The sequence below is a fragment of the Pseudomonas sp. ADAK18 genome (assembly GCF_012935695.1).
Classification (GTDB): Bacteria; Pseudomonadota; Gammaproteobacteria; order Pseudomonadales; family Pseudomonadaceae; genus Aquipseudomonas.
This window is the reverse complement of record NZ_CP052859.1, coordinates 5,198,187-5,221,727: the sequence shown is the minus strand read 5'-3', so window position 1 is coordinate 5,221,727 and position 23,541 is coordinate 5,198,187. Positions and strand designations below refer to the sequence as shown.

The following is a 23,541-nucleotide window of genomic DNA, read 5'->3' as shown; positions in this document are numbered from 1 at the left end:
CCTCCTTGAAAGTGGTTAGACGGCTATCTGATGGTCGGTCAGGCCCGGGCTGCTGACCCGATAAATCCCGATCTCACCTAACAGATTAGGCCATAGCTTACTCGCCCACCCATGGCGGTGCTGTTGATCGACCGCAAGGCGGTTGATCACCTTGGCTTCGCGTTCACCGCACAGCGCTTCGAAGTCCTCGAAGGTGCAGAAGTGGATGTTCGGCGTGTTGTACCAGGTGTACGGCAAGAAGTCCGACACAGGCATACGGCCTTTGGTGGCCAGGTACCAGCGGCAGCGCCAGTGACCGAAGTTGGGGAAGGTGATGATGCACTGACGGCCCACCCGCAACATTTCGTCGAGGATCCGGTCGGGGTAATGCACGGCTTGCAGCGCCTGCGTCATGACCACGATGTCGAAACTGTTGCTGGCGAAGTTACCCAGGCCTTTGTCCAGGTCCTGTTCGATCACGTTGATGCCCTTGGCCACGCACTGGGCGATGTTGTCCGGGTCGTTTTCCAGGCCATAGCCGGTGACTTGCTTGTTGTCCCGCAGCCAGCTCAGCAGTTCGCCATCGCCGCAACCGAGGTCGAGCACGCGGCTGCCGGCGGGGATCCAGTCTTGGATGATTTCCAGGTCGGCTCTCATGGCGTTCTCACAGTTCTATGCGGTTCATGTAGTGGGTGAACGCTTGCAGGTAGCGCGGGATCGGGATCAGGAAGGCGTCGTGGCCTTGCGGTGCGTCGATTTCCAGGTAGCAGACATCTTTCCTGGCGGCCATCAGCGCGTCTACCAGCTCTCGCGAACGGGCCGGGGAGAAGCGCCAGTCGGTGGTGAACGACATCACGCAGAACCTGGCCGTGGCATTGGCGAAGGTTTTCGCCAGGTCGTCGTCGAAGTTGGCGGCCGGGTCGAAATAGTCCAGGGCCTTGGTCATCAGCAGGTAGGTGTTGGCGTCGAAACGCCCGGAAAACTCTTCACCCTGATAACGCAGGTAACTCTCAACTTGGAATTCGACGCTGTGGAAGTCGTAGTTGAGCTTCTCGCTCTTCAGGCCACGGCCGAATTTCTCGCCCATGGAGTCATCCGACAGGTAGGTAATGTGCCCGACCATCCGCGCCAGCATCAGCCCGCGCTTGGGGATCACACCCGCTTCCTGGAAGGAGCCGCCGTGGAACTCCGGGTCGGTCAGGATCGCCTGGCGCGCCACTTCGTTGAAGGCGATGTTCTGCGCCGACAACTTGGGGGCCGAGGCGATGGCCAGGCAATGACGTACGCGGTCCGGGTAGGTGATGGTCCATTGCAGGGCCTGCATGCCGCCGAGACTGCCGCCAATCACCGCCGCCCACTGAGCGATGCCCAGCACATCGGCGAGACGCGCCTGGCTGTGAACCCAGTCTTCGACCGTCAATACCGGGAAGTCGGCGCCAAATGGCTTGCCGGTTTCCGGGTTGATACTGCTCGGCCCAGTTGAACCGTTGCAGCCGCCGAGGTTGTTCAGGCTGACCACGAAGAACTTGTGGGTATCGATGGGCTTGCCAGGACCGATGCAACTGTCCCACCAGCCGGGCTTGCGCTCGTCGACGTTGTGGAAGCCAGCGGCGTGATGATGGCCGGACAGGGCATGGCAGATCAGCACGGCATTGCTGCCCGTGGCGTTCAGTTGGCCATAGGTTTCGTAGATCAGGTCGTAGGCTGGCAGCGAACGGCCGCAGGCCAGGGCCAGGGGTTCGCTGAAGTGCGCCACTTGGGGCACGACCAGTCCAACAGAATCGGGGGGAAAGGCAGTTGGCATCGACCCTGCTCTCGTTTAAATGAGGCGTAAGTCTAAAGAGCGGGGACCCTAGCGGCAAGCGGTCAGGCTGGCCGCACCAAACCCGGTAAATCCGGAAGCTTTTCAGGCGCTATCAACCGCACCCGTTTCTGCCGATTCAACTCGCCACTGATCAGGCTGACCCGGCTTTTGGGAATGCCAAACGCCTTACCCAAAAACGCCATCAAATGCGCATTGGCCTTCCCCTCCACGGGTGGAGCGGTGAGGCGGATCTTCAGGCGGTCGCCGTGCAGGCCAGCGAACTCATCGCTGCTGGCCTTGGGTTGCAGGTGACAATCCAGAATCAGATCGTCACCGTCCCAGCGGAAGTAGCTCATCAGATCAGCAGGCGCAGGATGTCCGGCATCATCGTCATGGCGGCCAGGTTGTTGATCACCAGCATATCCAGGAGCTTGAGCACCATGAACGCGAGGATCGGCGAAATATCCAGGCCGCCCAGGTTCGGCAGGATCTTGCGGAACGGCGCCAGGGCCGGTTCGCAGATCTGGTTGACCAGTTCAGCGCCCGGGTTATGGCTGCCCGGGGCGACCCAGGACAGGATCACGCTGATGATCAGGGCAAAGAAGAAGATCTTCAGGAACAGCGCGGTCACGCCGATGATGGCCCAGATCAGCAATTGCAGGAAATTGCCGATGGTGCCGTAGGTCAGCAGTAGGGTCAGGGCCATCAACGCCAACTGCACCAGGATCGCCAGGACCAGCGACGACATGTCCAGGCCGAACAGGCTCGGGATTACCCGGCGCAACGGCCTGAGCAGCGGCTGAGTGGCCTTTACGGCGAACTGGCAGAGCGGGTTGTAAAAGTTTGCACGTACCAATTGCAGGACAAAACGCAACAGCACGATCAGCAGGTACAGACTGCCGAGGGTTTGCAGCACGTAGACGGCTGCGGTGTTCAAACCAATCATGTTGGCTCCTTATTGACCCAGTTGTTCGGCCATTTCGGCCGAGCGGTGCGCGGCGGCGCCCAATGCTTTTTCCACCAGGGCTTCAAAGCCCCCGGCCTGGAACGATTCAATAGCGGCTTGTGTGGTGCCGCCTGGCGAGGTGACGCGACGGCGCAACTCGGCGGCGTCAACATCACTGCCTGCTGCCATGTGCGCGGCGCCGAGGGCGGTTTGCACGGTCAGTTGCTCAGCGGTTTCCCGTGGCAGGCCCAGTTTCACGCCCGCAGCGGTCATGGCCTCGATCAGCAGGAAGAAATACGCCGGGCCGCTGCCGGAGACGGCGGTGACCGCATCCAGTTGTTGCTCTTCTTCCAGCCAAAGGGCAATGCCGACTGCCGACAACAGTTCCTGCGCCTGATCCCGCTGCTCAGCGGTGACTTCGGCAGTGGCGTACAAGCCGCTCACGCCCTGGCGCAGCAGCGCCGGGGTATTAGGCATGCAGCGCACAATCGGCTGGGCACCGAGCCAGTTTTTCATGCTGGCGCAGGTGATGCCGGCGGCGATGGACACCACCAGTTGATGAGGCTTGAGGCTTGGCCGAAGGGCTTCGCACACGGCTTTCATGGTCTGTGGTTTGACCGCCAGTACAATCACGTCAGCGCCTTGAATGGCCTCGGCGTTGTCGGCGAAGACTTCGATGCCGTGTTCACGGCTGACGCGGGTGCGGGAGTCTTCACCCGGGTCGCTGGCGCGGATCCGGTCCGCTTCCAGGCCTTTGGCCCGCAGGCCGCCGATCAGGCTGGCCGCCATGTTGCCGGCGCCGATAAAGGCTATACGCGTGTTGCTCATGACAGGTCCTTACTCAGATGGAAGTCAGCCATTTCACGGCTGACCGTAGTCGCGGGCACCAAACAGGGCGGTACCGATCCGCACCCAGGTGGCCCCTTGGGCGATGGCTGACTCAAGGTCGTGGCTCATGCCCATGGAAAGTGTGTCGAGCGCAAGGTTCAGGCTCGATTGCAGGTCGCGTACGGTCGCGAACGCAGCGTCTTGAGCCGCACGATCGTCAGTCGGCTCGGGAATTGCCATCAAGCCGCGCAGCTTCACGCGAGGCAGGGCACTGATGGCTTCGGCCAAGGCTGGCAAATCGGCGGGCGTACAGCCGGACTTGCTGGCTTCGCCACTGACATTGACCTGAATGCAGATGTTCAGTGGTGGCAGGTCAGCCGGGCGTTGTTCGGACAGGCGTTGTGCGATTTTCAGGCGGTCCACGGAATGCACCCAAGCGAAATTTTCAGCGATAGCGCGAGTCTTGTTCGATTGAATGGGGCCGATGAAGTGCCAACTCAAGGGCAGGTCGGTTAATTCCAGCTGTTTGCCCAAGGCTTCCTGCAGGTAGTTCTCGCCAAAGTCGCGCATCCCGGCGGCATAGGCTTCGCGCACGGCTTGCGCGGGTTTGGTCTTGCTGACGGCCAGCAAGTGGATGCTGTTTTCGTCGCGCTGCACGGCCTGGGCCGCCGCACGGATCCGGTCACTAACCAGGCCGATGTTGTCTGCTATCGTCGACATTCGAAGTGCGCCCGCGGGAATGGAGTCCGCGGCATTCTACTGGAAATGGAAAGCCCTATGGATATCACTGAATTGCTGGCCGCAAGCGTCAGCCTGGGCGCGTCCGACCTGCATGTGTCGGCAGGATTGGCGCCGATGGTGCGCATTGATGGTGAGGTTCGTGCGCTTGATCAACCGACGCTGGGTCCTACGCAAGTTGCGCAGTTGCTTGAGTCGATACTCACCGAACAGCAGCAAAAGGATTTCGAAATATCTCTTGAAACGGATTTTGCCTTCGAGCTGCCAGGTGTGGCGCGATTTCGGGTGAATGTGTTTCAGCAGCATCGGGGAATCGGCGCAGTGTTTCGGACGATCCCGTCGCGGGTTCAGAGCCTGGAAAGCTTGGGGCTCGGGGAAGTATTTCGCCGGATCGCGGACTTGCCTCGGGGGCTGGTGCTGATCACCGGGCCCACAGGGTCCGGCAAGTCCACGACCCTGGCGGCGATGATTGATTACCTCAACGGTCATCACCACCAGCACATCCTGACCCTTGAAGACCCGATCGAGTTTGTTCATGAGCCAAAAAACGCGCTGATCAACCAGCGGCAGGTACATCGTGACACCCACAGTTTCTCGGCGGCCTTGCGCTCTGCGCTGCGGGAAGACCCGGATGTGATCCTGGTGGGCGAGATGCGCGACCTGGAAACCATCCGCCTGGCGCTGACGGCTGCGGAAACCGGGCACTTGGTGTTTGGCACCCTGCACACCACGTCGGCGGCGAAAACCGTGGATCGCGTAGTGGATGTATTTCCGGCGGGGGAGAAGGCCATGGTCCGCTCGATGCTTTCAGAGTCGTTGCAGGCGGTGGTGTCCCAGGTGCTGGTGAAGAAAGTGGGCGGTGGGCGGGTGGCCGCTCATGAAATCATGCTCGGCACGCCGGCGATCCGTAACTTGATCCGCGAGGACAAGGTGGCACAGATGTACTCGGCGATTCAGACCGGAGGGGCGCTGGGGATGAAGACGTTGGATATGAGTTTAAAGGCGTTGGTCAGCCAGGGGCTGATCAGCCGGGAGGATGCGCGGGAGAAGGCGAGGATGCCTGGGGAGTTTTAAGGTGGAACAGGCAATGAAAACCTAATGTTGGAACTTGCTTGTGTGGGAGTCGGGCTTGCCCCCGATGCAGGCGCCTCGGTCTGTCAGTTGCACCGAGGTGATGCTATCGCGGGCAAGCCTGGCTCCCACACAAGCCCGCTACCACATTGGATTGCATTGCAGCGTTGAATCAGCGCTGCACAACCCGCAGATTGCTTTGCTCTTTAGGCAGAACACGCTTGGCAATCACGTAGTTCTTGTCCCAGAACGGCTTTTTCAGCGTGTCGATGCTGACCGACTTGCCACGACGCGGTGCGTGGATAAAGCGGTCGTTACCCAGGTAGATGGCAACGTGGTTGACCTGACGGCTCTTCAATTTGAAGAACAGCAGATCGCCCGGCTTCAGGTCCTTGCGCTCAACTTTCTGCCCATGGCCAGCGGCCATGGCATTGGAAGTGCGCGGCAAATCCACGGCTTTAACGTCGTTAAACGCATATTTCACCAAGCCACTGCAGTCGAACCCTTTACTTGGGCTGCTGCCGCCCCAACGATAAGGAGTGCCGAGCACGTTAACGGCGCGGCTGAGGACGTTGCTGCTTTGTTTGGTGTTGACCGCCATCAGGGCGGGATTTGCTTTACCGTGTGCCTTGCTCAATTGAGTCGGGCGCTTGACGGTGAGTTTTACCGATTTGGCGGAGCTGGTGGTTGCATGAACTTTAGGGGTGAAACCATTAACGTTCGGAAGTCGTTGCTCACGGTTGGTGGCGTGGGCGGCCAGTGGCATTAATAGGCAAATGGTTAGCCATGTCTTGAAAAATGGTCGCATTAGGCAAGGCTCTTATAGGTTTGCGCGCAACTTTATAACAGCTTTTTGTGTCTTTCTCAGGCCGTTTGTCGACTGAACCCTGCGGTCAAATTCAGGAAAAGCGCGACTAAATGCCGCAATTGTCCTACACAAGTCAGGTGGTACAAGGCTTTGAGGGAAGCGACCATACCATTTACCGCATGTCGGGCGCCCGTAAAAAAGTCACAAAGAAACCAGAAATATTTATCTATCGAGGCAAAAGAGGTACTCCATGAACACCTATCGACAGGATGTTTCGCAGCAAGACACCCACAGCAAGGTGATCGGTTACCTGCTCTGGATTTTCGGTTTTACCGGTGCTCATCGTTTTTATTACGGCAAACCGGTGACCGGGACGATCTGGTTTTTCACCTTCGGATTGTTGGGGATTGGCTGGCTGATCGACCTGTTCCTGATCCCCGCCATGGACCGGGAGGCGGACCTGCGTTTTACCGCTGGGCCGATTGAGTACAACGTGGCCTGGATCCTGTTGGCGTTCCTGGGTGTGTTCGGTTTGCACCGTATGTATCAGGGCAAATGGATCACCGGGATCATCTATTTGCTGACCGGTGGTTTGTTCCTGATTGGGGTGCTGTACGACTTCTGGACGCTGAATACGCAGATTTCGATTGGCAATGCCGAGCGTAATAACGGGCGTTAAGCCTCACACGGACCCCATGTGGGCGCGGTTAATGTGGGAGCCGGGCTTGCCCGCGATTGCATCACCTCGGTACATCAGATGTACCGAGGCGCCCGCATCGCAGGCAAGCCAGCTCCCACATTGGACCGTGCCCTCATTGGATGTGTGAGTGATCAGGCCTGGTAGCTGATCCGCCCATCCACCAAGGTATACCGCACATTCGCCGGCAAACTGTGGCCGATGAACGGGCAATTCTCACCTTTGGACAGCCAATGCTCACCGGCAACGGTGGAACTGGCCGGATCAAACACCACGATATCCGCCGCCGAACCCACCGCCAGCTTACCCGCCGGCAGGCGCAGCGCCTCTGCTGGGCCAGCACTCAGACGCGCCAGTAGTGTCGGCAGGTCCAGCAAACCATCTTCCACCAACGTCATTGCCAGTGGCAGCAACAGTTCGACACTGCTGATCCCAGGCTCTGTCGCACCAAACGGTGCCAGCTTGGCATCGCGTTCGTGAGGCTGGTGGTGGCTGGAAATCGCCGAAACCACTCCGGACTTCACGGCCGCGCGCAAGCCATCGCGGTCTGCGCGGGTGCGAAGCGGCGGTTGCACGTGGTACAGGCTGGAGAAGTCGATCAGCGCCTCATCCGTCAGAATCAGTTGATACAGCGCCACATCTGCCGTGACCGGCAAGCGGCGTGCCTGAGCCTGGGCGATCAAGGCCACGCCCCGGGCACTGGTCAACTGGCTGAAATGCGCCCGTACGCCGCTTTGTTCTACCAGCAGCAGGTCCCGGGCCAGGGCTACGGTCTCGGCGGTTTCCGGGATGCCCGGCAGGCCGAGGAAGCTGGCGGTGGCGCCTTCGTGGGCCAGGCCGCCTTCGGCGAGGTCGCGGTCTTGGGAGTGGAAAATCACCGTCAGGTCGAAGGTGGCTGCATATTCCAGGGCACGACACAGGGTGCGTGTGCTGCGAAAACTCTCCAGACCATTGCCAAAGGCCACGCAGCCAGCATCGCGCAGGGCGATCAGTTCGGCCAGCTGTTCGCCGTCCAGACCTTTGCTCAGGGCGCCGATGGGGAACACTTTGCAATTGCCGGCTTCGCGGGCGCGGTCGAGGATCAGCTCGGTCACGGCCGAAGTGTCCAGCACCGGTTTGGTCTGCGGTGGGCAGCACAGGCTGGTGACGCCACCGGCCGCCGCCGCACGGGTTTCGCTGGCGATCGTGCCTTTGCGGCTGTAACCCGGTTCGCGCAGGGCGACATTCAGGTCCACCAGCCCCGGCGCGGCTACCAGGCCTTTGGCGTCGATGGTTTCGCTGGCGCTGAAACCACTTGGGGCGGCGCCGATGGCAATGATCTTGCCGGCTTCCAGATGAAGGTCGGTGACTTGATCCAGGCCACTGGCGGGATCAATGACTCGGGCGCCGAGAATGCTGAGCTTCACTGGGCGTTCTCCTGCTCGAATTGACGTTGTGCGGTTTGCCCGCTCATGGCCATGGACAACACGGCCATGCGCACGGCGATGCCGTAGGTGACTTGGTTGAGAATCACCGATTGCGGTCCGTCGGCCACCGCCGACTCAATCTCCACGCCCCGGTTGATTGGGCCTGGGTGCATCACGATGGCATCCGGCTTGGCGCCGGCCAGTCGCGCGGTAGTCAGGCCGAACAGGCGGTAGAACTCGCCTTCGCTCGGCAGCAGACCGCCGGACATACGCTCGCGTTGCAGGCGCAGCATGATCACCACGTCGACGTCTTTCAGGCCTTCGGCCATGTCGGTGTAGACCTTCACCCCGTATTGCTCGATGCCGATGGGCAGCAGGGTTTTCGGCGCGATCACCCGGATGTCCGGGCAGCCGAGGGTTTTCAGGGCCAGCATGTTCGAGCGTGCCACCCGCGAGTGCAGGATGTCGCCGACGATGGCCACCGAGAGGTTTTCAAAGCCGCCCTTGTGCCGACGGATGGTCAGCATGTCGAGCATGCCTTGGGTCGGGTGGGCGTGACGCCCGTCGCCGCCGTTGATGATCGCCACCTGCGGGCACACGTGTTCGGCGATGAAGTGCGCGGCACCGGAGTCGCCGTGACGCACCACGAACATATCGGCGGCCATGGCTTCCAGATTGCGCAGGGTGTCGAGCAGGGTTTCGCCCTTGCTCGCCGACGACGTCGAGACGTTCAGGGTGATCACATCCGCCGACAGCCGCTGGGCTGCCAGTTCAAAGGTGGTGCGGGTACGGGTGGAGTTCTCGAAGAACACGTTGCAGATGGTTTTGCCGCGCAGCAGCGGGACTTTTTTCACCGCCCGGCCGCCGACTTCAAGGAACGAGTCAGCGGTGTCGAGGATTTCGGTGAGCAGTTCGCGGGGCAAACCGTCGAGGGACAAGAAGTGGCGCAGCTGGCCCTGAGCATTGAGCTGCAGCGGGCGCTTGGCATCTAGAGGCGTCATCGCGGGGACTCTTTACAAGGCGGTTTAAAGGGCAAGGTCTTGCAGTTCGAGTTCGAGCGGCGTGGGACCGGACAATTTTACCCGTTGGCTGGCCGCAAGCGACAGTGTGGCGCCAACCACGTCCGGGCTGATGGGCAGTTCGCCAGCGTCCAGGTCGAGCAGGCAGACCAGCGTGATGCTGGCCGGGCGTCCGTAATCGAACAATTCATTCATGGCGGCGCGGATGGTGCGACCGCTCATCAGGACGTCATCGATCAGCACCAGGTGCTGGCCTTCGATCTCGAAAGGCAGGGCCGACGGACGGACTTGTGGGTGCAGCCCGTTCTGGCTGAAGTCATCGCGGTAGAAGGATACGTCGAGGGTGCCCAGGGGCGAATGGCTGCCCAGTTCTTCCAGCAACGCCTGGGCCACCCAGACGCCGCCGGTGCGAATGCCAATAAAGCGTGGTTCGCTGATGGCGCGGTGTTCCAGGTGGGCCTTGAGGCGTAACGCCATCTGGCTGATCAGTTCGGCGGGATTGGGCAGGCTCATGGTGGCTCCTTCAAGGCCTTGCGCGGCGGGGGCGACGGCAAGGTCCGGGCTCAAACGTAAGAAGACGCGGCAAGCCGCGTCAGTCAGGATTCAAATAAAGCGGTGTTTTCGTCCAGCCAACCCTGCAACAGCAAGGCGGCGGCAATCGCGTCCACCGGGTTGTCGCGGTAGCTGCCTTTCTGCCCGCCCCGGTCGCGGCGCTCACCCTTGGCCTCAAAGGTGGTCAGGCGTTCGTCGTGGGTATAGAAGGGCAGGTTGTAGCGGCCATTGAGGCGACGGGCGAATTTTTCGGCCCGCAGGCACATGTCGCTTGGGGTGCCGTCCATGTTCAGGGGCAGGCCGACGACGACGGCGTCGGGCTTCCACTCCTTGATCAGGGCTTCCACTTGGTTCCAGTCCGGCACGCCGTTCTGGGCTTTCAGGGTACACAGCTCGCGGGCCTGGCCAGTGATGACCTGCCCGACGGCGACGCCAATCTGTTTGGTGCCGTAGTCAAAGCCGAGGATCAGACGCAAGGCCATCAGGCGTGCCCCGCCTGGCTGGTCAACAGGCTGAGATTGACCCGCAGCTTGGCCGCAGCCGCTTCCAGGCGCAGTTCACTGGGGGTGTTGAACAGGATGTCAGCATCAAACGGGCAGGTCAGCCAGGCATTACTGGCCAGTTCGGCCTCCAGTTGCCCGGCTTCCCAGCCCGCGTAACCGAGGGTGATCAGGCTCTGCTGCGGCCCGATGCCATCGGCAATCGCAAACAAGATGTCCTGGGAGGTGGACAGGGACAGCCCGTCGAGGTCCACCGTAGCCTGGAACGTGGGGCCTGTAGGGTGCAAGACAAAACCCCGGTCAGTCTGCACCGGCCCGCCGATGTAGATCGGTACGTCCTGGCAGTCGGCCGGCGGATCGATGTCCGGGCGCAATTGTTCAAGGATATCGGCCAGGTTCAGGTCCTGCGGACGGTTGACCACCAGGCCCATGGCACCATTGGCCGTGTGCTCGACGATGTAGGTCAAGGTCTGCGCAAAGTTCGGGTCGGCCATATGGGGCATGGCGATCAGGAATTGGTGCTTGAGGTAGGTCGGGCTGACATTTTTCATGTCCGCTAGTGTGGCGTTGGAGGGGCGAACTGACAAGCTGGGGATGCGCAGGAAATCGCCACTGCGATCAATTGCTGGACAGCCGATCACCCTTGGCGAACTTCCAGGTGCGGATGATTTCCAGGCGGTCGATGTCCGCCAGGTCTCCGGTAAACGGCGCAAACGGTGCCGCCAGACGCACAATCCGCTGTGCAGCCTGGTCCAGCAATGGCTGCCCGGAAGATTCCAGCACCAACACTTCATACAACGAACCGTCGCGGTTGATCGATACCAGCAGCCGCAAGTTGCCGTAGATCTGCTGGCGGCGGGCTTCGTCCGGGTAGTTGAGGTTGCCGATGCGCTCGACCTTCTTGCGCCATTCGTCCTTATACCAGGCACCCTTGTCACGCATGGTGGAGGCTGCGTTCAGGCGATAAATCCGTGGACGCTTGGCATAAAGCTGTTGTTCGTTGGCAAGTTCCGCTTCCAGGCTGGAGATTTCGCTGGAGAGCTGCTCGCTGTCAAACGCGGGGGCGGACGTTTTGGGTGCGGGTTCGGTCTTGACCTTTTCGCGCTGGGTCACGGCTTTTTGCGGCTTGGGTGCGATAGTGGCGACGGCAGCCTTGGGTGCCGCCTGCTTGACCTCGGGCTTGGGCGTCGGAGGCGGCTTGACCTTGTTGACCTTGTTGTCCTGGAATGGGGCCACTTCGGTGGTCTTGGGTACCGCTTTCTTGTCCAGGGTGCCGCTGCCTTGCTGATTGTCCTGGGCGAGAAAGTCAGCCTTTTCCGGCTTCTTTTCGCTCTTGAAGGTGGCGAGGGTGATTTCCAGGGTTTTGCTGATCTGCTTGGGTTCGGCAAAGGTGAAGCCCAGGCCGAGGATCAAAGCCAGGTGAATCAACGCTGCCAGAAACAGGGTAAATCCGAGCCGATCAGCCGGGCGCACGCCGCTATGGGAGAGTTCTGGGGGCAGATCGGACGGGAGCGTCATGACAAGAAAACCAACATCGCGCGTTTCACAGGTGCGGCATGATAACGCAATGTTGGTTTGTGTCTGGCTGTTCTATGTCACTTGGCTTGTAGCTTCGCGGCAATCGCCGCCATCAGCATTTCGCCGATATTGGTGCCGAACGCGTTGTCTATTTCGCGAATGCAGGTGGGGCTGGTGACGTTGATTTCCGTGAGATGCTCACCAATTACGTCTAGGCCTACAAACAGCAGACCTTTTTCCCGCAGCGTCGGGCCGACCTGTGCGGCGATCCAGCGGTCCTTGTCGGTCAATGGACGTGCTTCGCCACGCCCACCGGCCGCCAGGTTGCCACGGGTTTCGCCGGCAGCGGGGATGCGCGCCAGGCAGTAAGGCACGGGTTCGCCGTCGATCATCAGGATGCGCTTGTCGCCGTCCTTGATTGCCGGCAGGTAGGCCTGGCCCATGATCTGCTGGGTACCGAGGGCGGTCAGGGTTTCCAGGATCACCGACAGGTTCGGGTCGCCGACCCGGTGACGGAAGATCGAGGTGCCGCCCATGCCGTCCAGCGGCTTGAGGATCACGTCACCGTGCTTGGCGGCGAACTCGCGCAGCACGTCGCTGCGGCGGCTGACCAAGGTCGGCGGCGTGCATTGCGGGAACAGGGTGGCGAACAGCTTTTCATTGCAGTCACGCAGGCTTTGGGGCTTGTTGACGATCAGTACGCCAGCGCGCTCGGCCTGCTCTAACAGGTAGGTGGAGTAGACAAACTCCATGTCGAATGGCGGATCCTTGCGCATCAGGATCACGTCCAGGTCGCTCAACGGGCTGTCGACCTCGTCTTGCAGTTCGAACCACTTCTCAGGGTTGGCAAACACCTGCAAGGGACGCATCCGGGCCCGCGCCTCGCCGTCGCCCTGGTAAAGATCGCGCTGCTCCATATAGAACAGTGTCCAGCCGCGGGCCTGGGCGGCCAGCAACATGGCCAGCGAGCTATCCTTTTTATAGGAAATGCTGGCGATAGGGTCCATGACAATGCCGACGCGAACGCTCATGGGGGATTTCCTCTAGCAAATAAGGGCGCATAAAAGTGGCGTCAGAGTGGCGCTGCGGCTGTTGTGGGTCAAGGAAAAACCACCTTGCCGGTCGGCCGATAGATTGCCTTCCCAGTCTGTGCTAAAAAGGCTGCCATGGCGTATCAGCCCTTGAATCGCAAGGGTTTGGCGCCCGTCCTGTGCAACATCCGGCTGTACACACCGAAAACCGATTCGCTGTGGCGATGGTAGAGCAGATATGGAACAGCATTCCAACGCCTTGAAAGTGATGGTGATCGACGATTCGAAAACGATTCGCCGCACCGCCGAGACACTGTTGAAGAACGTAGGGTGCGAAGTCATCACGGCCATCGACGGTTTCGATGCCCTGGCCAAGATCGTTGACCATCACCCGCACATTATCTTTGTCGACATCATGATGCCGCGCCTGGATGGTTATCAGACCTGCGCCTTGGTCAAGAACAACCCGGCGTTCAAGTCGATACCGGTGATCATGCTGTCCTCCAAGGACGGCCTGTTCGACAAGGCCAAGGGGCGCATCGTCGGCTCTGATCAGTTTTTGACCAAACCTTTTAGCAAGGAAGAACTGCTGAGTGCGATCAAGGCGTATGTGCCGGGCTTCGCCGCAGTAGAACAAGCACATTGACGGCAAGCCTTGAGCGCTTGCGTCTACCAATGTAGTGGGGAAAACCATGGCACGTGTTCTGATCGTCGACGATTCGCCGACTGAAATGTACAAACTGACCGGCATGCTGGAAAAGCATGGCCACGAGGTCCTCAAGGCCGAAAACGGTGCCGACGGCGTGGCTCTGGCCCGTGATAAAAAGCCTGATGCGGTGCTGATGGACATCGTCATGCCGGGCCTCAACGGTTTCCAGGCCACGCGCCAGTTGACCAAGGACTCCGAAACCAGCCACATCCCGGTGATCATCATCACCACCAAGGATCAGGAAACCGACAAGATCTGGGGCGAGCGTCAGGGCGCGAAAGACTACCTGACCAAGCCGGTGGACGAAGACACCCTGATCGCCACCCTGAACAAGGTGTTGGCGGGCTGACGGCACGTTCCCATGACCGAGTCGCAAACCGCCTTCGAGCTGCTGCTGGACATCGACCGTCGCTGCCGCCTGTTGGCCGCCGACTTGCCTTCCCAGGAAACCCAGGTGCAAAGCTGGAGCGGGATCGGCTTCCGGCTGGGTGATCACTGGTACGTGGCACCCATGGGCGAAGTCGCCGAAGTCCTGCACGAGCCGCGCTGCACCTTGATGCCCGGGGTCAAACCGTGGGTCAAGGGCGTGGCCAACCTGCGCGGGCGATTGTTGCCGGTCATCGATCTGTGCGGGTTTTTCGGCCACGAACTGTCGACCCTGCGCAAACAACGGCGCGTATTGGTCGTGGAGTATCAGGACGTGTTTGTCGGCCTGTTGGTGGATGAGGTGGTGGGGATGCAGCATTTTGCGCAAGAGTTATTGGCACGCGCTGCGTTGACTGTTGACGAAGCCTCCAGTGCCCCCTTTATCCAAGGCCAGTTCAAGGGTGATCAGGTGTGGCAGGTCTTCAGCCCCTTCGCCCTGGCCCAAGCCCCGCGCTTCATGGATGTCGCCGTATGAGCACCGTCACGCCCCCCAAACCACAGGAAGCCTCCCGCAGTCGGTCGCAGATCATCGTGCTGTTTATCGCGCTGATCGTGTTCATCATGTTGCTGTTCGCCAACTTCGCGTACCTCAACACCCAATCGACCTATGACAAGCAGTACATCGGCCATGCCGGTGAGTTGCGGGTGTTGTCCCAGCGTATTGCCAAGAACGCCACGGAAGCGGCAGCGGGCAAATCCGCCGCGTTCAAGCTGCTGGGTGAGTCGCGAAACGATTTTGCCCAGCGCTGGAGTTACCTGAAAAAAGGTGACCCGGCCACCGGCCTGCCGGCGGCGCCCCGCGAGGTACGCGCGGAAATGCGTGCCGTACAGACCGACTGGGAAGCGCTGCTGAAAAACACCGATGCGATTCTGGCCAGCGAGCAAACGGTACTGTCCCTGCATCAAGTGGCTGCAACATTGGCGGAAACCGTCCCGCAACTGCAGGTTGAGTCGGAAAAGGTCGTCGATATCCTGCTGCAACGGGGCGCACCGGCCAGCCAGGTGGCGTTGGCCCAGCGCCAATCGTTGCTGGCCGAACGGATCCTTGGTGCGGTGAATACGGTACTGGCCGGTGATGAAACGGCTGTGCAGGCTGCTGATGCCTTTGGTCGCGACGCCAATCGCTTCGGCCAGGTACTCAACGGCATGCTCCAGGGCAATGCGGGGCTGCGCATCACCCAGGTTGAGGATCACGACGCTCGTGCCCGCTTGGCAGACATCTCCGAGCTGTTTGAATTCGTCTCCGGCTCCGTGGATGAAATCCTCGAAACCTCGCCACAACTGTTCCAGGTGCGCGCCTCGGCGAGCAATATTTTCAGCCTGTCGCAAACCCTGCTCGATGAAGCCTCGCACCTGGCCACGGGTTTTGAAAACCTCGCGAGTGGGCGCACGTTTGACACCATCGGTGGCTACGTTCTGGGTTTGCTGGCGCTGGCGTCGATCATCCTGATCGGCCTGGTGATGGTCCGCGAGACCAACCGGCAGCTACGTGAAACCGCTGAAAAGAACGAGCGTAATCAGAACGCGATCATGCGCCTGCTGGATGAAATCGAAGACTTGGCCGACGGCGACCTGACCGTCACCGCCTCGGTGACCGAAGACTTCACCGGCACCATCGCCGACTCCATCAACTATTCCGTGGACCAACTGCGGGACCTGGTCGCCACCATCAACCTCACCGCCGGCCAGGTAGCCGGTGCCGTGCAGGACACCCAGGCCACCGCGATGCACCTGGCCCAGGCCTCGGAGCATCAGGCCCAACAGATCGCCGAAGCCTCCACTGCGATCAACCAGATGGCCCAGTCCATCGATCAGGTTTCGGCCAACGCCGCCGAATCCTCAGCGGTGGCCGAGCGCTCGGTGGAGATTGCCAACAAGGGCAACGAGGTGGTGCACAACACCATCCACGGCATGGACAACATTCGCGAACAGATCCAAGACACCGCCAAGCGCATCAAGCGCTTGGGGGAGTCATCCCAGGAAATTGGCGACATCGTCAGCCTGATCGACGACATCGCGGACCAGACCAACATCCTCGCCCTCAACGCCGCGATCCAGGCCAGCATGGCCGGCGATGCCGGGCGCGGGTTTGCAGTGGTGGCCGATGAAGTGCAGCGGTTGGCTGAGCGCTCTTCGGCGGCCACCCGGCAAATCGAAACCCTGGTGCGGGCTATTCAGACTGACACCAACGAAGCCGTGATCTCCATGGAGCAGACCACCACCGAAGTGGTGCGTGGAGCGCGGCTGGCCCAGGATGCCGGCGTAGCGCTGGAAGAGATCGAAGGCGTGTCGAAAACCCTGGCGGCGCTGATCCAGAGCATCTCCAATGCGGCGCAGCAACAGACCTCGTCGGCGGGGCAGATTTCGTTGACCATGAACGTGATCCAGCAGATCACCAGCCAGACGTCGTCGGGCTCTACGGCTACCGCTGAAAGCATTGGTAATCTGGCGAAAATGGCCAGTCAGTTGCGCCGGTCAGTGTCGGGGTTCACGTTGCCGGCGGCGCGCAAGGTGGATGACCCCTGATGCAATGACCTGCCATTCTGTAGCCGCTGGCGAAGCCTGCGATAAGGCCAAAGGCCTTCAGCGGTCTAGAGATCCAGCGTCCCTTCGGGCCGTTCGCAGGCTTCGCCAGCGGCTACAGGGTGCAAGCCAGGAAATTAATGAATTCAAGCGGGAGCAGTTATGGTTGATCGGCACGATTATGTGGCCCTCGAATGGGTCAAGGATGAAATTGCCGAAACCCTGAAGCAGGCCCGTTCGGCGCTGGACGCTTTCATCGACGACGCAAGCAGTGGCGCGATCGCCCTGTGCCTTGAGTGCATTCACCAGGTCCATGGCAGCCTGCTGATGGTCGAGTTCTACGGCGCGGCCCTGCTCGCCGAGGAAATCGAACACCTGGCCTTGGCCCTGCAGGCCGGGCGTGTCAGTCAGCGCGACGAAGGCATCCGTCTGCTGCAACAGGCCCTCGGGCAATTGCCGTTGTATCTGGAGCGGGTGCACAGCGCCCGCCGCGATCTGCCGTTGGTGGTCTTGCCGTTGCTTAACGACCTGCGCAGCGTGCGGGGTGAAAGCCTGCTCTCGGAAACCAGCCTGTTCAGTCCGCAGTTGCTGGTGATCCCTGCGCTGCCCGACGACATCCTGGCCCAACGAACACCGGACGATTTCCCCGAGTTGCTGCGCCAATGGCGGCAGATGCTGCAACAGGCCCTGGCCGGGTTGCTGCGCGAGGACCACGGCCCCAGCAACCTGGACGATATGGCGCGGGTCTTTGCCCGGCTCGAAGCCCTGTGCCAAGGCGCACCCTTGCTGCCGTTGTGGCAAGTCACCTCGGCACTGGTGGAAGGCATGCTCACCGGCGTGATCGCCAACAGCCCGGCGCTGCGCAGTCTGCTCAAGGCCTGCGACAAGGAAATCAAGCGTCTGTTGGCCCAAGGCATCGCCGGAATCAACCAGCCGGCTCCCGATGAGTTGCTCAAGAGCCTGCTGTTTTACATCGCCAAAGTCACCCGGCCGACACCGCGCATGCAAAGCCTGAAAGAACGTTATGGCCTCGACGAAGCCCTGCCCGACAGCGCCGTGGTGGATGCCGAACGCGCGCGCATGGCCGGGCCTGATCGTGGTGCCATGGGCTCGGTCCTCGGTGCCCTCTGTGAAGAGTTGGTGCGGGTCAAGGAGCGCCTGGACCTGTTCGTGCGCAGCGACCGCCAACACACCAGCGACCTGGAGAGCCTGCTGGCGCCGCTGCGGCAAATTGCCGATACCCTGGCGGTGCTGGGGTTTGGCCAGCCGCGCAAAGTGATCATCGACCAACTGGCGGTAGTGCTGGGCCTGGCCCAAGGGCAGCGGGAACCGAATGACGCTGTGTTGATGGACGTCGCCGGTGCCTTGCTTTACGTCGAAGCGACACTGGCCGGAATGGTCGGCACCGTCGAGCCGGAACGCCGCGAAGAAAGTCGCCTGCCCACCACTGACCTGACCCAGATCCATCAGTTGGTTCTCAAGGAGTCGTGTCAGTGCCTCAAGCAGGCCAAAGAACTGATCATCGACTGCATTGAAGCCCAGTGGGATCGACAGCGCCTGGAGTCTCTGCCCGAGTTACTGACCCAGGTTCGCGGTGCCTTGGCGATGATCCCGTTGCCCCGTGCGGCGAGCTTGATGCGCGGCTGCAATCAGTACGTCGACGAGCAACTGATGGTCAGTGCGACGGTGCCTACCGACACGCAGCTCGCGCATTTTGCCGATGTGATTACCAGCCTCGAGTACTACCTGGAACGCATGCTTCAGGATCATGACGCCCCCGGCGAGCGAGTGCTGGACGTGGCCGCTGAAGGTTTGACGGCGCTGGGTTATTTGCCGGCTGAAAAGCCCTGGCGCCAGGAATTGCCCGCATCGATGGATGACGTGCCGGCGCAGGCCTCGACCACTCAATCTCTGGCGCAGGTGTTGGCCAGTCCCACCTCGCGCCTCAATCCTCCGGCGTTGCAACGCCCTGGCAGCCTGCTGCCACCGCCGGCGGGAGAAGAGCCGGTGGACGATGAACTGCGGGAGGTCTTCCTCGAGGAGACCGGGGAAGTCCTTGAGACGCTGCATCGTGACCTGCCGGGCGGCATCGCCAGCCTGGAAGACAAAGCCATCCTGAGCGAAATTCGCCGCGCCTTTCACACGCTCAAGGGCAGTGGGCGCATGGTCCGCGCTCTGGTGCTGGCAGAGTTGGCGTGGGCCGTGGAAAACCTGCTCAATCGTGTACTGGAGCGCAGTGTCGCCGCTGGGGCCGATGTGCAGGCTGTACTGGATGACGCGGTGGCGCTGCTGCCGACATTGATCGCCGATTTCGCCACCGATACCCAACGCCAGCGAGACGATGTCGACGACTTGGCGGCTCGGGCCCACGCCCTGGCCAGCGGTGTCGAACTGCCGACCACGGCTGACGACGATCCGTCGGCCCTGGACCCGCTGCTGCTGGAGATCTTTCGCAACGAAGCCCAGAGCCATCTCGACAGCCTTAATCATTTTCTGCGCCAGGCCACCGAGTACGTACCCTTGCAGGTCAGTGACGAACTGCAGCGGGCCCTGCATACCCTCAAAGGCAGCGCCTACATGGCCGGCGTGTTGCCTATTGCCGAGCTGGCGCGGCCGCTGGACCACTTGACCCGCGAGTACAAGGCCCACCGCCTGCCGCTGGACCTGGATGAGGTCGAGCTGTTGCTGGAAGCCGAAGCGCTGTTCCAACGTGGCTTACGCCAGTTGGACAATGATCCCAACGCGCCGATCAGTGGTGCAGCGGCCTTGATCGAACGCACGCAACAGCGTTTGAACAGCCAACTTGAAGCGCTGCTCAACGCACCCAATACGGGGCTGCGGATCAAGCGTGATCCCCAGCTGATCGCCAACTTCCTGGCCCAGGGCATGGACATCCTGCTGGACGCGGAAAGCCTGTTGCGCGTTTGGCAGCAGCACCCCGGCGAACGTCAGGAACTCAGTGCGTTGCTGGACGAACTGACTACCTTGGGTGAGGGCGCGCACCTGGCCGATCTGCACCCGATGGACGAACTCTGCGAAGCCTTGCTCGACCTCTATGGCGCGGTAGAAGAGAGCAGCCTGGCAGTCAGCGAGCGGTTTTTCCATGAGGCCGAACAGGCTCACGAAGCGTTGATCAGCATGCTCGACCAACTGGCCGCTGGCCAGGAAATCAGCCCTGCCTCCACGCGGGTGAGGGCGCTGCGCGAGCTGCTGGACGAAGGCTTGGATCCATCCGCCACTGGGCTGATCAAGAGCGACGGCAGCCGCACATTGAGCATCTCCGAGCTGGGCGCGGCCACCGCGCAGTTGGGGCAAGAGGCGACGGTGGATGACGAAATCGTCGAGATCTTCCTTGAGGAAGCAGTGGATATCCTCGACAGCGCCGGGCAGTCCCTCAAGCGTTGGCTGCTGGACCCCGACAGCGTAGCGCCGCTGTCGTCTCTGCAACGGGACCTGCACACCCTAAAGGGCGGCGCGCGCATGGCCGAAGTCGGCCCCGTAGGCGACTTGGCCCTGGAGCTGGAAAGCCTTTACGAAGGGCTGGTGGACCGGCGCTACAGTTACTCCAACGAGCTGGCGCAGGTCTTGATGGCCAGTCACGAGCAACTGGCGCTGCAGCTGGAGCAACTGCAACACCAACAGCCACTGAGTGAATCCAGCACACTGATCAGCCATCTGCGTGAGCTGCGCCAGAGTACCGGGCAAGCAACACCGCCCGCGGCGCCCGAGGTCACGGGGACTGATCCGGAGTTGTTGGAGATCTTCCTCGAAGAAGCTGCCGACATCCTCGACAGCTCCGGTGCTGCGCTACTGCGCTGGCAGGCGGAACCGGGGAACCGTCAGGAAGTGGAAACTCTGCTGCGGGATCTGCACACCCTCAAGGGCGGTGCGCGGATGGTCGAGATCGGGCCCATTGGCGATTTGGCCCATGAGCTGGAATTTCTCTACGAAGGCTTGTCGGCGGGTTTGCTGGCGCCGTCCACCGAATTGTTTGCGTTGCTGCAAGGGTGCCACGATCGCCTGGCGCAGATGGTCGATGCGGTGGCGGCAGGTCTACCGGTGGGGTCTGTCGAGCGTTTGATCGAACGCATCAAGAGTCTGGTTCACCCCATTGAAGATCAGGTCGCTCCGGTGGCGCTCCCAGGGGTCAAAGTCGAGTCTGTTTCGGCCAACGAACCTGCCGCTGATATGGTGAAAATCTCCGCCGACCTGCTGGATGATCTGGTCAACCTGGCCGGTGAAACCTCGATCTTTCGCGGGCGTATCGAGCAGCAGGTCAACGATGCCCGTATCGCGCTCAACGAGGTGGAAACTACCATCGAGCGGATGCGCGACCAGTTGCGCCGCCTCGACACCGAAACCCAGGGCCGCATCCTCAGCCGCCAGCAAGCCGAGGCAGAGCGCTTGGGCTATGAAGAATTCGACCCGCTGGAAATGGATCGCCATTCCCAGTTGCAGCAACTGTCCCGGGCTCTGTTCGAGTCGGCCTCTGACTTGCTGGACCTCAAGGAAACCCTCGAACGTCGCAACCAGGATGCCCACACCCTGTTGCAGCAGCAGGCGCGCATCAACACCGAATTGCAGGAAGGCCTGATGCGCACGCGCATGGTGCCGTTCGAACGCATGCTGCCGCGCCTCAAACGCATCGTGCGGCAAGTGGCCGAGGAGCTGGGCAAGGACGTTGAGTTTGTGGTCGGCAATGCCGAAGGTGAGATGGACCGCAACGTGCTGGAGCGGATGGTTGCGCCTCTGGAACACATGCTGCGCAACGCCGTCGACCACGGCCTGGAATCTCGCGAAGTGCGGCTGGCAGCGGGCAAACCTGCCCGGGGGCGGATCAGCCTGGAGCTGACCCACGAAGGCGGCGACATCGTCTTCGACATGCGCGACGACGGTGCTGGCGTGCCGCTGGATGCGGTGCGGCGCAAGGCGATCAAGCGCGGCTTACTTGATCCCAATCTCGAGATCAGCGACCGCGACGTGCTGCAGTTTATCCTGCAGCCGGGGTTTTCCACCGCCGAAAAAATCACCCAGATTTCCGGCCGTGGTGTGGGCATGGACGTGGTGCACGAAGAAGTGCGTCAGCTCGGTGGTTCGATGGTCATCGACTCCAAGGCCGGTGTGGGCGTGCATTTTCGGATTCGCCTGCCGTTCACCGTCTCGGTCAACCGGGCGTTGATGGTGCAGTGCGCGGACGATCAGTACGCGATTCCACTGAACACCATCGAAGGTCTGGTGCGCGTGCTGCCCGGTGAGCTGGAAGGGCACTATCGGCAGGACCCGCCCTGCTATGAATACGCAGGGCAGCGCTACGAGCTGTATTACCTGGGCGAGCTGCTACACACCGTTTCCCGCCCGAGACTTTTGGGCCAGAGCCTGCCACTGCCGGTGTTGCTGGTGCATTGCAATGAGCGGCGCATTGCCGTGCAGGTGGATGCCATGGCCGGCACTCGCGAGATTGTGGTCAAGGGGCTAGGTCCGCAGTTCGCCGGGGTTCAAGGGTTGTCCGGCGCGACCATTCTCGGGGATGGCCGCGTGGTACTGATCATCGACTTATTGGCCCACCTGCGGGCGCTGCAGCCGGCCGTGCCGAAGAACGTGGCGAACTCGCAGGTCACCGTCAACGAACCGCTGCAAAAGCGCCCGCTGCTGGTGCTGGTGGTGGACGACTCGGTCACTGTACGCAAGGTCACCAGCCGCCTGCTGGAACGTAACGGCATGAACGTCCTGACGGCCAAGGATGGCATCGACGCCATCGCGGTGCTGGAAGAGCACACCCCGGACCTGATGCTGCTGGACATCGAAATGCCGCGTATGGACGGCTTCGAAGTCGCGATCCAGGTACGCAACGACCCACGGCTCAAAGGCCTGCCGATCATCATGATCACCTCCCGCACCGGCCAGAAACACCGCGACCGTGCCATGGCCATCGGGGTTAACGACTACCTTGGCAAGCCCTACCAAGAGTCGGTGTTGCTGGAAAGCATCGCCTACTGGAGCAAGTCCCATGCTTGACCACCGCGCGAGCCAACTCACCGGGTTATTACTGCCCTTGGCCGACCGTCACTTGCTGCTGCCCAACGTTGCCGTCGCTGAGCTGATCGACTTCCAGCGCGGCGAACCGGCCAGCGATGCGCCGCCGTGGTATCTGCGGCAAGTGACCTGGCGCGATCAGCAATTGCCGTTGATCAGCTTCGAGGCCGCGTGTGGTGGGGCGAGTGTGGTGGGAGAGCGGGCGCGGATCGTGGTGCTCAATACTTTGGGCGGGCGGCCAACGTTGAAGTTTATTGCGTTGGTGATTCAGGGGATCCCGCGCTCCTACAAACTCGATAGCCAGTTGAGCTATGTGGATGTGCCACTGTGCCGGTTGGAACTGGCGGCGGTGCAGGTGGGAGAGCATGTGGCGAAGGTGCCGGATTTGATGGGGGTGGAGGCATTGTTGGTGGAGGCGGGGTTGGCTTAGGTGATGGTGATCAACTGTGGGAGCTGGCTTGTCGCTATCGCAGCAGAGGTATCTACACAATTGTGCAGGGGCCGACTTTCTGTAGCCGCTGCCGAGGCACGAGGCTGCGATGCGGGCCGCTTCGTCGGGATGTCGAACCCGCCCATTTGATCTCGTGTGTCTGGCTGATCTCATCCATGTTGTCCATTCAATCAATCCGGGCAAATCGCTTGATTTGCGGCTGCTCGCGATGCTCCGCCTGCCACAGGTCGTAAGCGCTTTGCATCGACAACCATAGTCGCGCTTTGCTGATGCCTGCCTGCGCGCTCTAGCCTCACCGCTCAGGGCAGACATGACCATGAAGGGTCCTTGAGAAAGTTTTCCGGGCGCAGTCAAGGCGTCGAGCCGTTTCGGTGATGGTGATGCCTTCGGATTTTTCCTGCACGTTTTCGCGCAATGCGTGAACTTGTCGCTTGCGGTTATCCCGCCTAGTCTTCCCCCGTCATCGCAAAAAACGGTGACACGGACGTGCAAGTCCGGTTAC

At 61.1% G+C, this 23,541-nt stretch carries 22 protein-coding genes and 1 pseudogene; 8 read left to right on the top strand and 15 right to left on the bottom strand.

The window, feature by feature from the left end:
• Positions 1 to 15: 15 nt before the first annotated feature.
• From metW to HKK55_RS23670, 6 genes are all read right to left on the bottom strand, one after another.
• A complete protein-coding gene (gene metW, locus HKK55_RS23695) occupies positions 16 to 636 on the bottom strand; it encodes a methionine biosynthesis protein MetW (protein ID WP_003213768.1) in 621 nt (206 codons plus the stop codon).
• Positions 637 to 643: 7 nt separating this feature from the next.
• Positions 644 to 1,783: a homoserine O-acetyltransferase gene (locus HKK55_RS23690; protein ID WP_169356827.1), complete on the bottom strand. Its 1,140-nt coding sequence runs from the start codon at positions 1,781 to 1,783 to the stop codon at positions 644 to 646.
• Positions 1,784 to 1,845: 62 nt separating this feature from the next.
• Positions 1,846 to 2,139 (bottom strand): DUF167 domain-containing protein, encoded by a 294-nt coding sequence (locus HKK55_RS23685; protein ID WP_169356826.1) that lies wholly within the window; start codon positions 2,137 to 2,139, stop codon positions 1,846 to 1,848.
• On the bottom strand, positions 2,139 to 2,729 hold the full coding sequence (locus HKK55_RS23680; RefSeq protein WP_169356825.1) for a YggT family protein: 591 nt from the start codon (positions 2,727 to 2,729) through the stop codon (positions 2,139 to 2,141). The genes HKK55_RS23685 and HKK55_RS23680 overlap by 1 nt, the downstream gene beginning before the upstream one ends.
• 9 nt (positions 2,730 to 2,738) lie before the next feature.
• Positions 2,739 to 3,557, bottom strand: a complete 819-nt coding sequence (gene proC, locus HKK55_RS23675) for a pyrroline-5-carboxylate reductase (protein ID WP_169356824.1) — start codon at positions 3,555 to 3,557, stop codon at positions 2,739 to 2,741.
• A gap of 33 nt (positions 3,558 to 3,590) precedes the next feature.
• Positions 3,591 to 4,277, bottom strand: coding sequence for a YggS family pyridoxal phosphate-dependent enzyme (locus HKK55_RS23670; RefSeq protein ID WP_169356823.1), 687 nt, complete (start codon positions 4,275 to 4,277; stop codon positions 3,591 to 3,593).
• Positions 4,278 to 4,334: 57 nt separating this feature from the next.
• On the opposite strand from HKK55_RS23670, the gene HKK55_RS23665 reads away from it, so the two are divergent.
• Positions 4,335 to 5,369 carry a type IV pilus twitching motility protein PilT gene (locus tag HKK55_RS23665; RefSeq protein WP_169356822.1) on the top strand — a complete coding sequence of 345 codons (1,035 nt, stop codon included), beginning with the start codon at positions 4,335 to 4,337 and terminating at the stop codon, positions 5,367 to 5,369.
• A gap of 169 nt (positions 5,370 to 5,538) precedes the next feature.
• Here the strand turns inward: HKK55_RS23665 and HKK55_RS23660 are convergent, their stop codons facing one another.
• Positions 5,539 to 6,174: a C40 family peptidase gene (locus HKK55_RS23660; RefSeq protein ID WP_169356821.1), complete on the bottom strand. Its 636-nt coding sequence runs from the start codon at positions 6,172 to 6,174 to the stop codon at positions 5,539 to 5,541.
• Positions 6,175 to 6,424: 250 nt separating this feature from the next.
• On the opposite strand from HKK55_RS23660, the gene HKK55_RS23655 reads away from it, so the two are divergent.
• Positions 6,425 to 6,853, top strand: a complete 429-nt coding sequence (locus tag HKK55_RS23655; RefSeq protein WP_155583725.1) for a TM2 domain-containing protein — start codon at positions 6,425 to 6,427, stop codon at positions 6,851 to 6,853.
• A 152-nt stretch (positions 6,854 to 7,005) separates the two neighbouring features.
• Here the strand turns inward: HKK55_RS23655 and HKK55_RS23650 are convergent, their stop codons facing one another.
• The 7 genes from HKK55_RS23650 to gshB form a co-directional block, all read right to left on the bottom strand.
• Positions 7,006 to 8,277 carry a dihydroorotase gene (locus HKK55_RS23650; protein ID WP_169356820.1) on the bottom strand — a complete coding sequence of 424 codons (1,272 nt, stop codon included), beginning with the start codon at positions 8,275 to 8,277 and terminating at the stop codon, positions 7,006 to 7,008.
• A complete protein-coding gene (locus HKK55_RS23645; protein ID WP_169356819.1) occupies positions 8,274 to 9,278 on the bottom strand; it encodes an aspartate carbamoyltransferase catalytic subunit in 1,005 nt (334 codons plus the stop codon). Before HKK55_RS23645 ends, HKK55_RS23650 begins: the two co-directional genes overlap by 4 nt.
• A gap of 24 nt (positions 9,279 to 9,302) precedes the next feature.
• Positions 9,303 to 9,809, bottom strand: a complete 507-nt coding sequence (gene pyrR / locus HKK55_RS23640; RefSeq protein WP_169356818.1) for a bifunctional pyr operon transcriptional regulator/uracil phosphoribosyltransferase PyrR — start codon at positions 9,807 to 9,809, stop codon at positions 9,303 to 9,305.
• 83 nt (positions 9,810 to 9,892) lie between these two features.
• Positions 9,893 to 10,330, bottom strand: coding sequence for a Holliday junction resolvase RuvX (gene ruvX / locus HKK55_RS23635; RefSeq protein ID WP_003195067.1), 438 nt, complete (start codon positions 10,328 to 10,330; stop codon positions 9,893 to 9,895).
• Positions 10,330 to 10,899: a YqgE/AlgH family protein gene (locus tag HKK55_RS23630; protein WP_169356817.1), complete on the bottom strand. Its 570-nt coding sequence runs from the start codon at positions 10,897 to 10,899 to the stop codon at positions 10,330 to 10,332. Before HKK55_RS23630 ends, ruvX begins: the two co-directional genes overlap by 1 nt.
• Positions 10,900 to 10,966: 67 nt before the next feature.
• Positions 10,967 to 11,866: an energy transducer TonB gene (locus HKK55_RS23625; RefSeq protein ID WP_169356816.1), complete on the bottom strand. Its 900-nt coding sequence runs from the start codon at positions 11,864 to 11,866 to the stop codon at positions 10,967 to 10,969.
• Positions 11,867 to 11,943: 77 nt separating this feature from the next.
• Positions 11,944 to 12,897, bottom strand: a complete 954-nt coding sequence (gshB, locus tag HKK55_RS23620) for a glutathione synthase (protein ID WP_169356815.1) — start codon at positions 12,895 to 12,897, stop codon at positions 11,944 to 11,946.
• A gap of 238 nt (positions 12,898 to 13,135) precedes the next feature.
• Between gshB and pilG the strand changes: the two genes are divergently transcribed.
• From pilG to HKK55_RS23590, 6 genes are all read left to right on the top strand, one after another.
• The gene (pilG, locus tag HKK55_RS23615) at positions 13,136 to 13,543 is read left to right on the top strand and encodes a twitching motility response regulator PilG (protein ID WP_155583730.1); all 408 of its coding nucleotides are present in this window, start codon (positions 13,136 to 13,138) and stop codon (positions 13,541 to 13,543) included.
• A 46-nt stretch (positions 13,544 to 13,589) separates the two neighbouring features.
• The gene (gene pilH, locus HKK55_RS23610) at positions 13,590 to 13,955 is read left to right on the top strand and encodes a twitching motility response regulator PilH (protein WP_169356814.1); all 366 of its coding nucleotides are present in this window, start codon (positions 13,590 to 13,592) and stop codon (positions 13,953 to 13,955) included.
• A gap of 12 nt (positions 13,956 to 13,967) precedes the next feature.
• On the top strand, positions 13,968 to 14,507 hold the full coding sequence (locus HKK55_RS23605) for a chemotaxis protein CheW (protein ID WP_169356813.1): 540 nt from the start codon (positions 13,968 to 13,970) through the stop codon (positions 14,505 to 14,507).
• Positions 14,504 to 16,558, top strand: a complete 2,055-nt coding sequence (locus HKK55_RS23600; RefSeq protein ID WP_169356812.1) for a methyl-accepting chemotaxis protein — start codon at positions 14,504 to 14,506, stop codon at positions 16,556 to 16,558. Before HKK55_RS23605 ends, HKK55_RS23600 begins: the two co-directional genes overlap by 4 nt.
• Before the next feature lie 159 nt (positions 16,559 to 16,717).
• A complete protein-coding gene (locus HKK55_RS23595) occupies positions 16,718 to 22,570 on the top strand; it encodes an Hpt domain-containing protein (protein ID WP_169356811.1) in 5,853 nt (1,950 codons plus the stop codon).
• On the top strand, positions 22,563 to 23,018 hold the full coding sequence (locus HKK55_RS23590; protein WP_155583735.1) for a chemotaxis protein CheW: 456 nt from the start codon (positions 22,563 to 22,565) through the stop codon (positions 23,016 to 23,018). Before HKK55_RS23595 ends, HKK55_RS23590 begins: the two co-directional genes overlap by 8 nt.
• A gap of 187 nt (positions 23,019 to 23,205) precedes the next feature.
• On the opposite strand, the pseudogene HKK55_RS29350 reads toward HKK55_RS23590, so the two are convergent.
• Positions 23,206 to 23,454, bottom strand: a pseudogene (locus tag HKK55_RS29350) (addiction module antidote protein, HigA family).
• Positions 23,455 to 23,541: the final 87 nt, after the last annotated feature.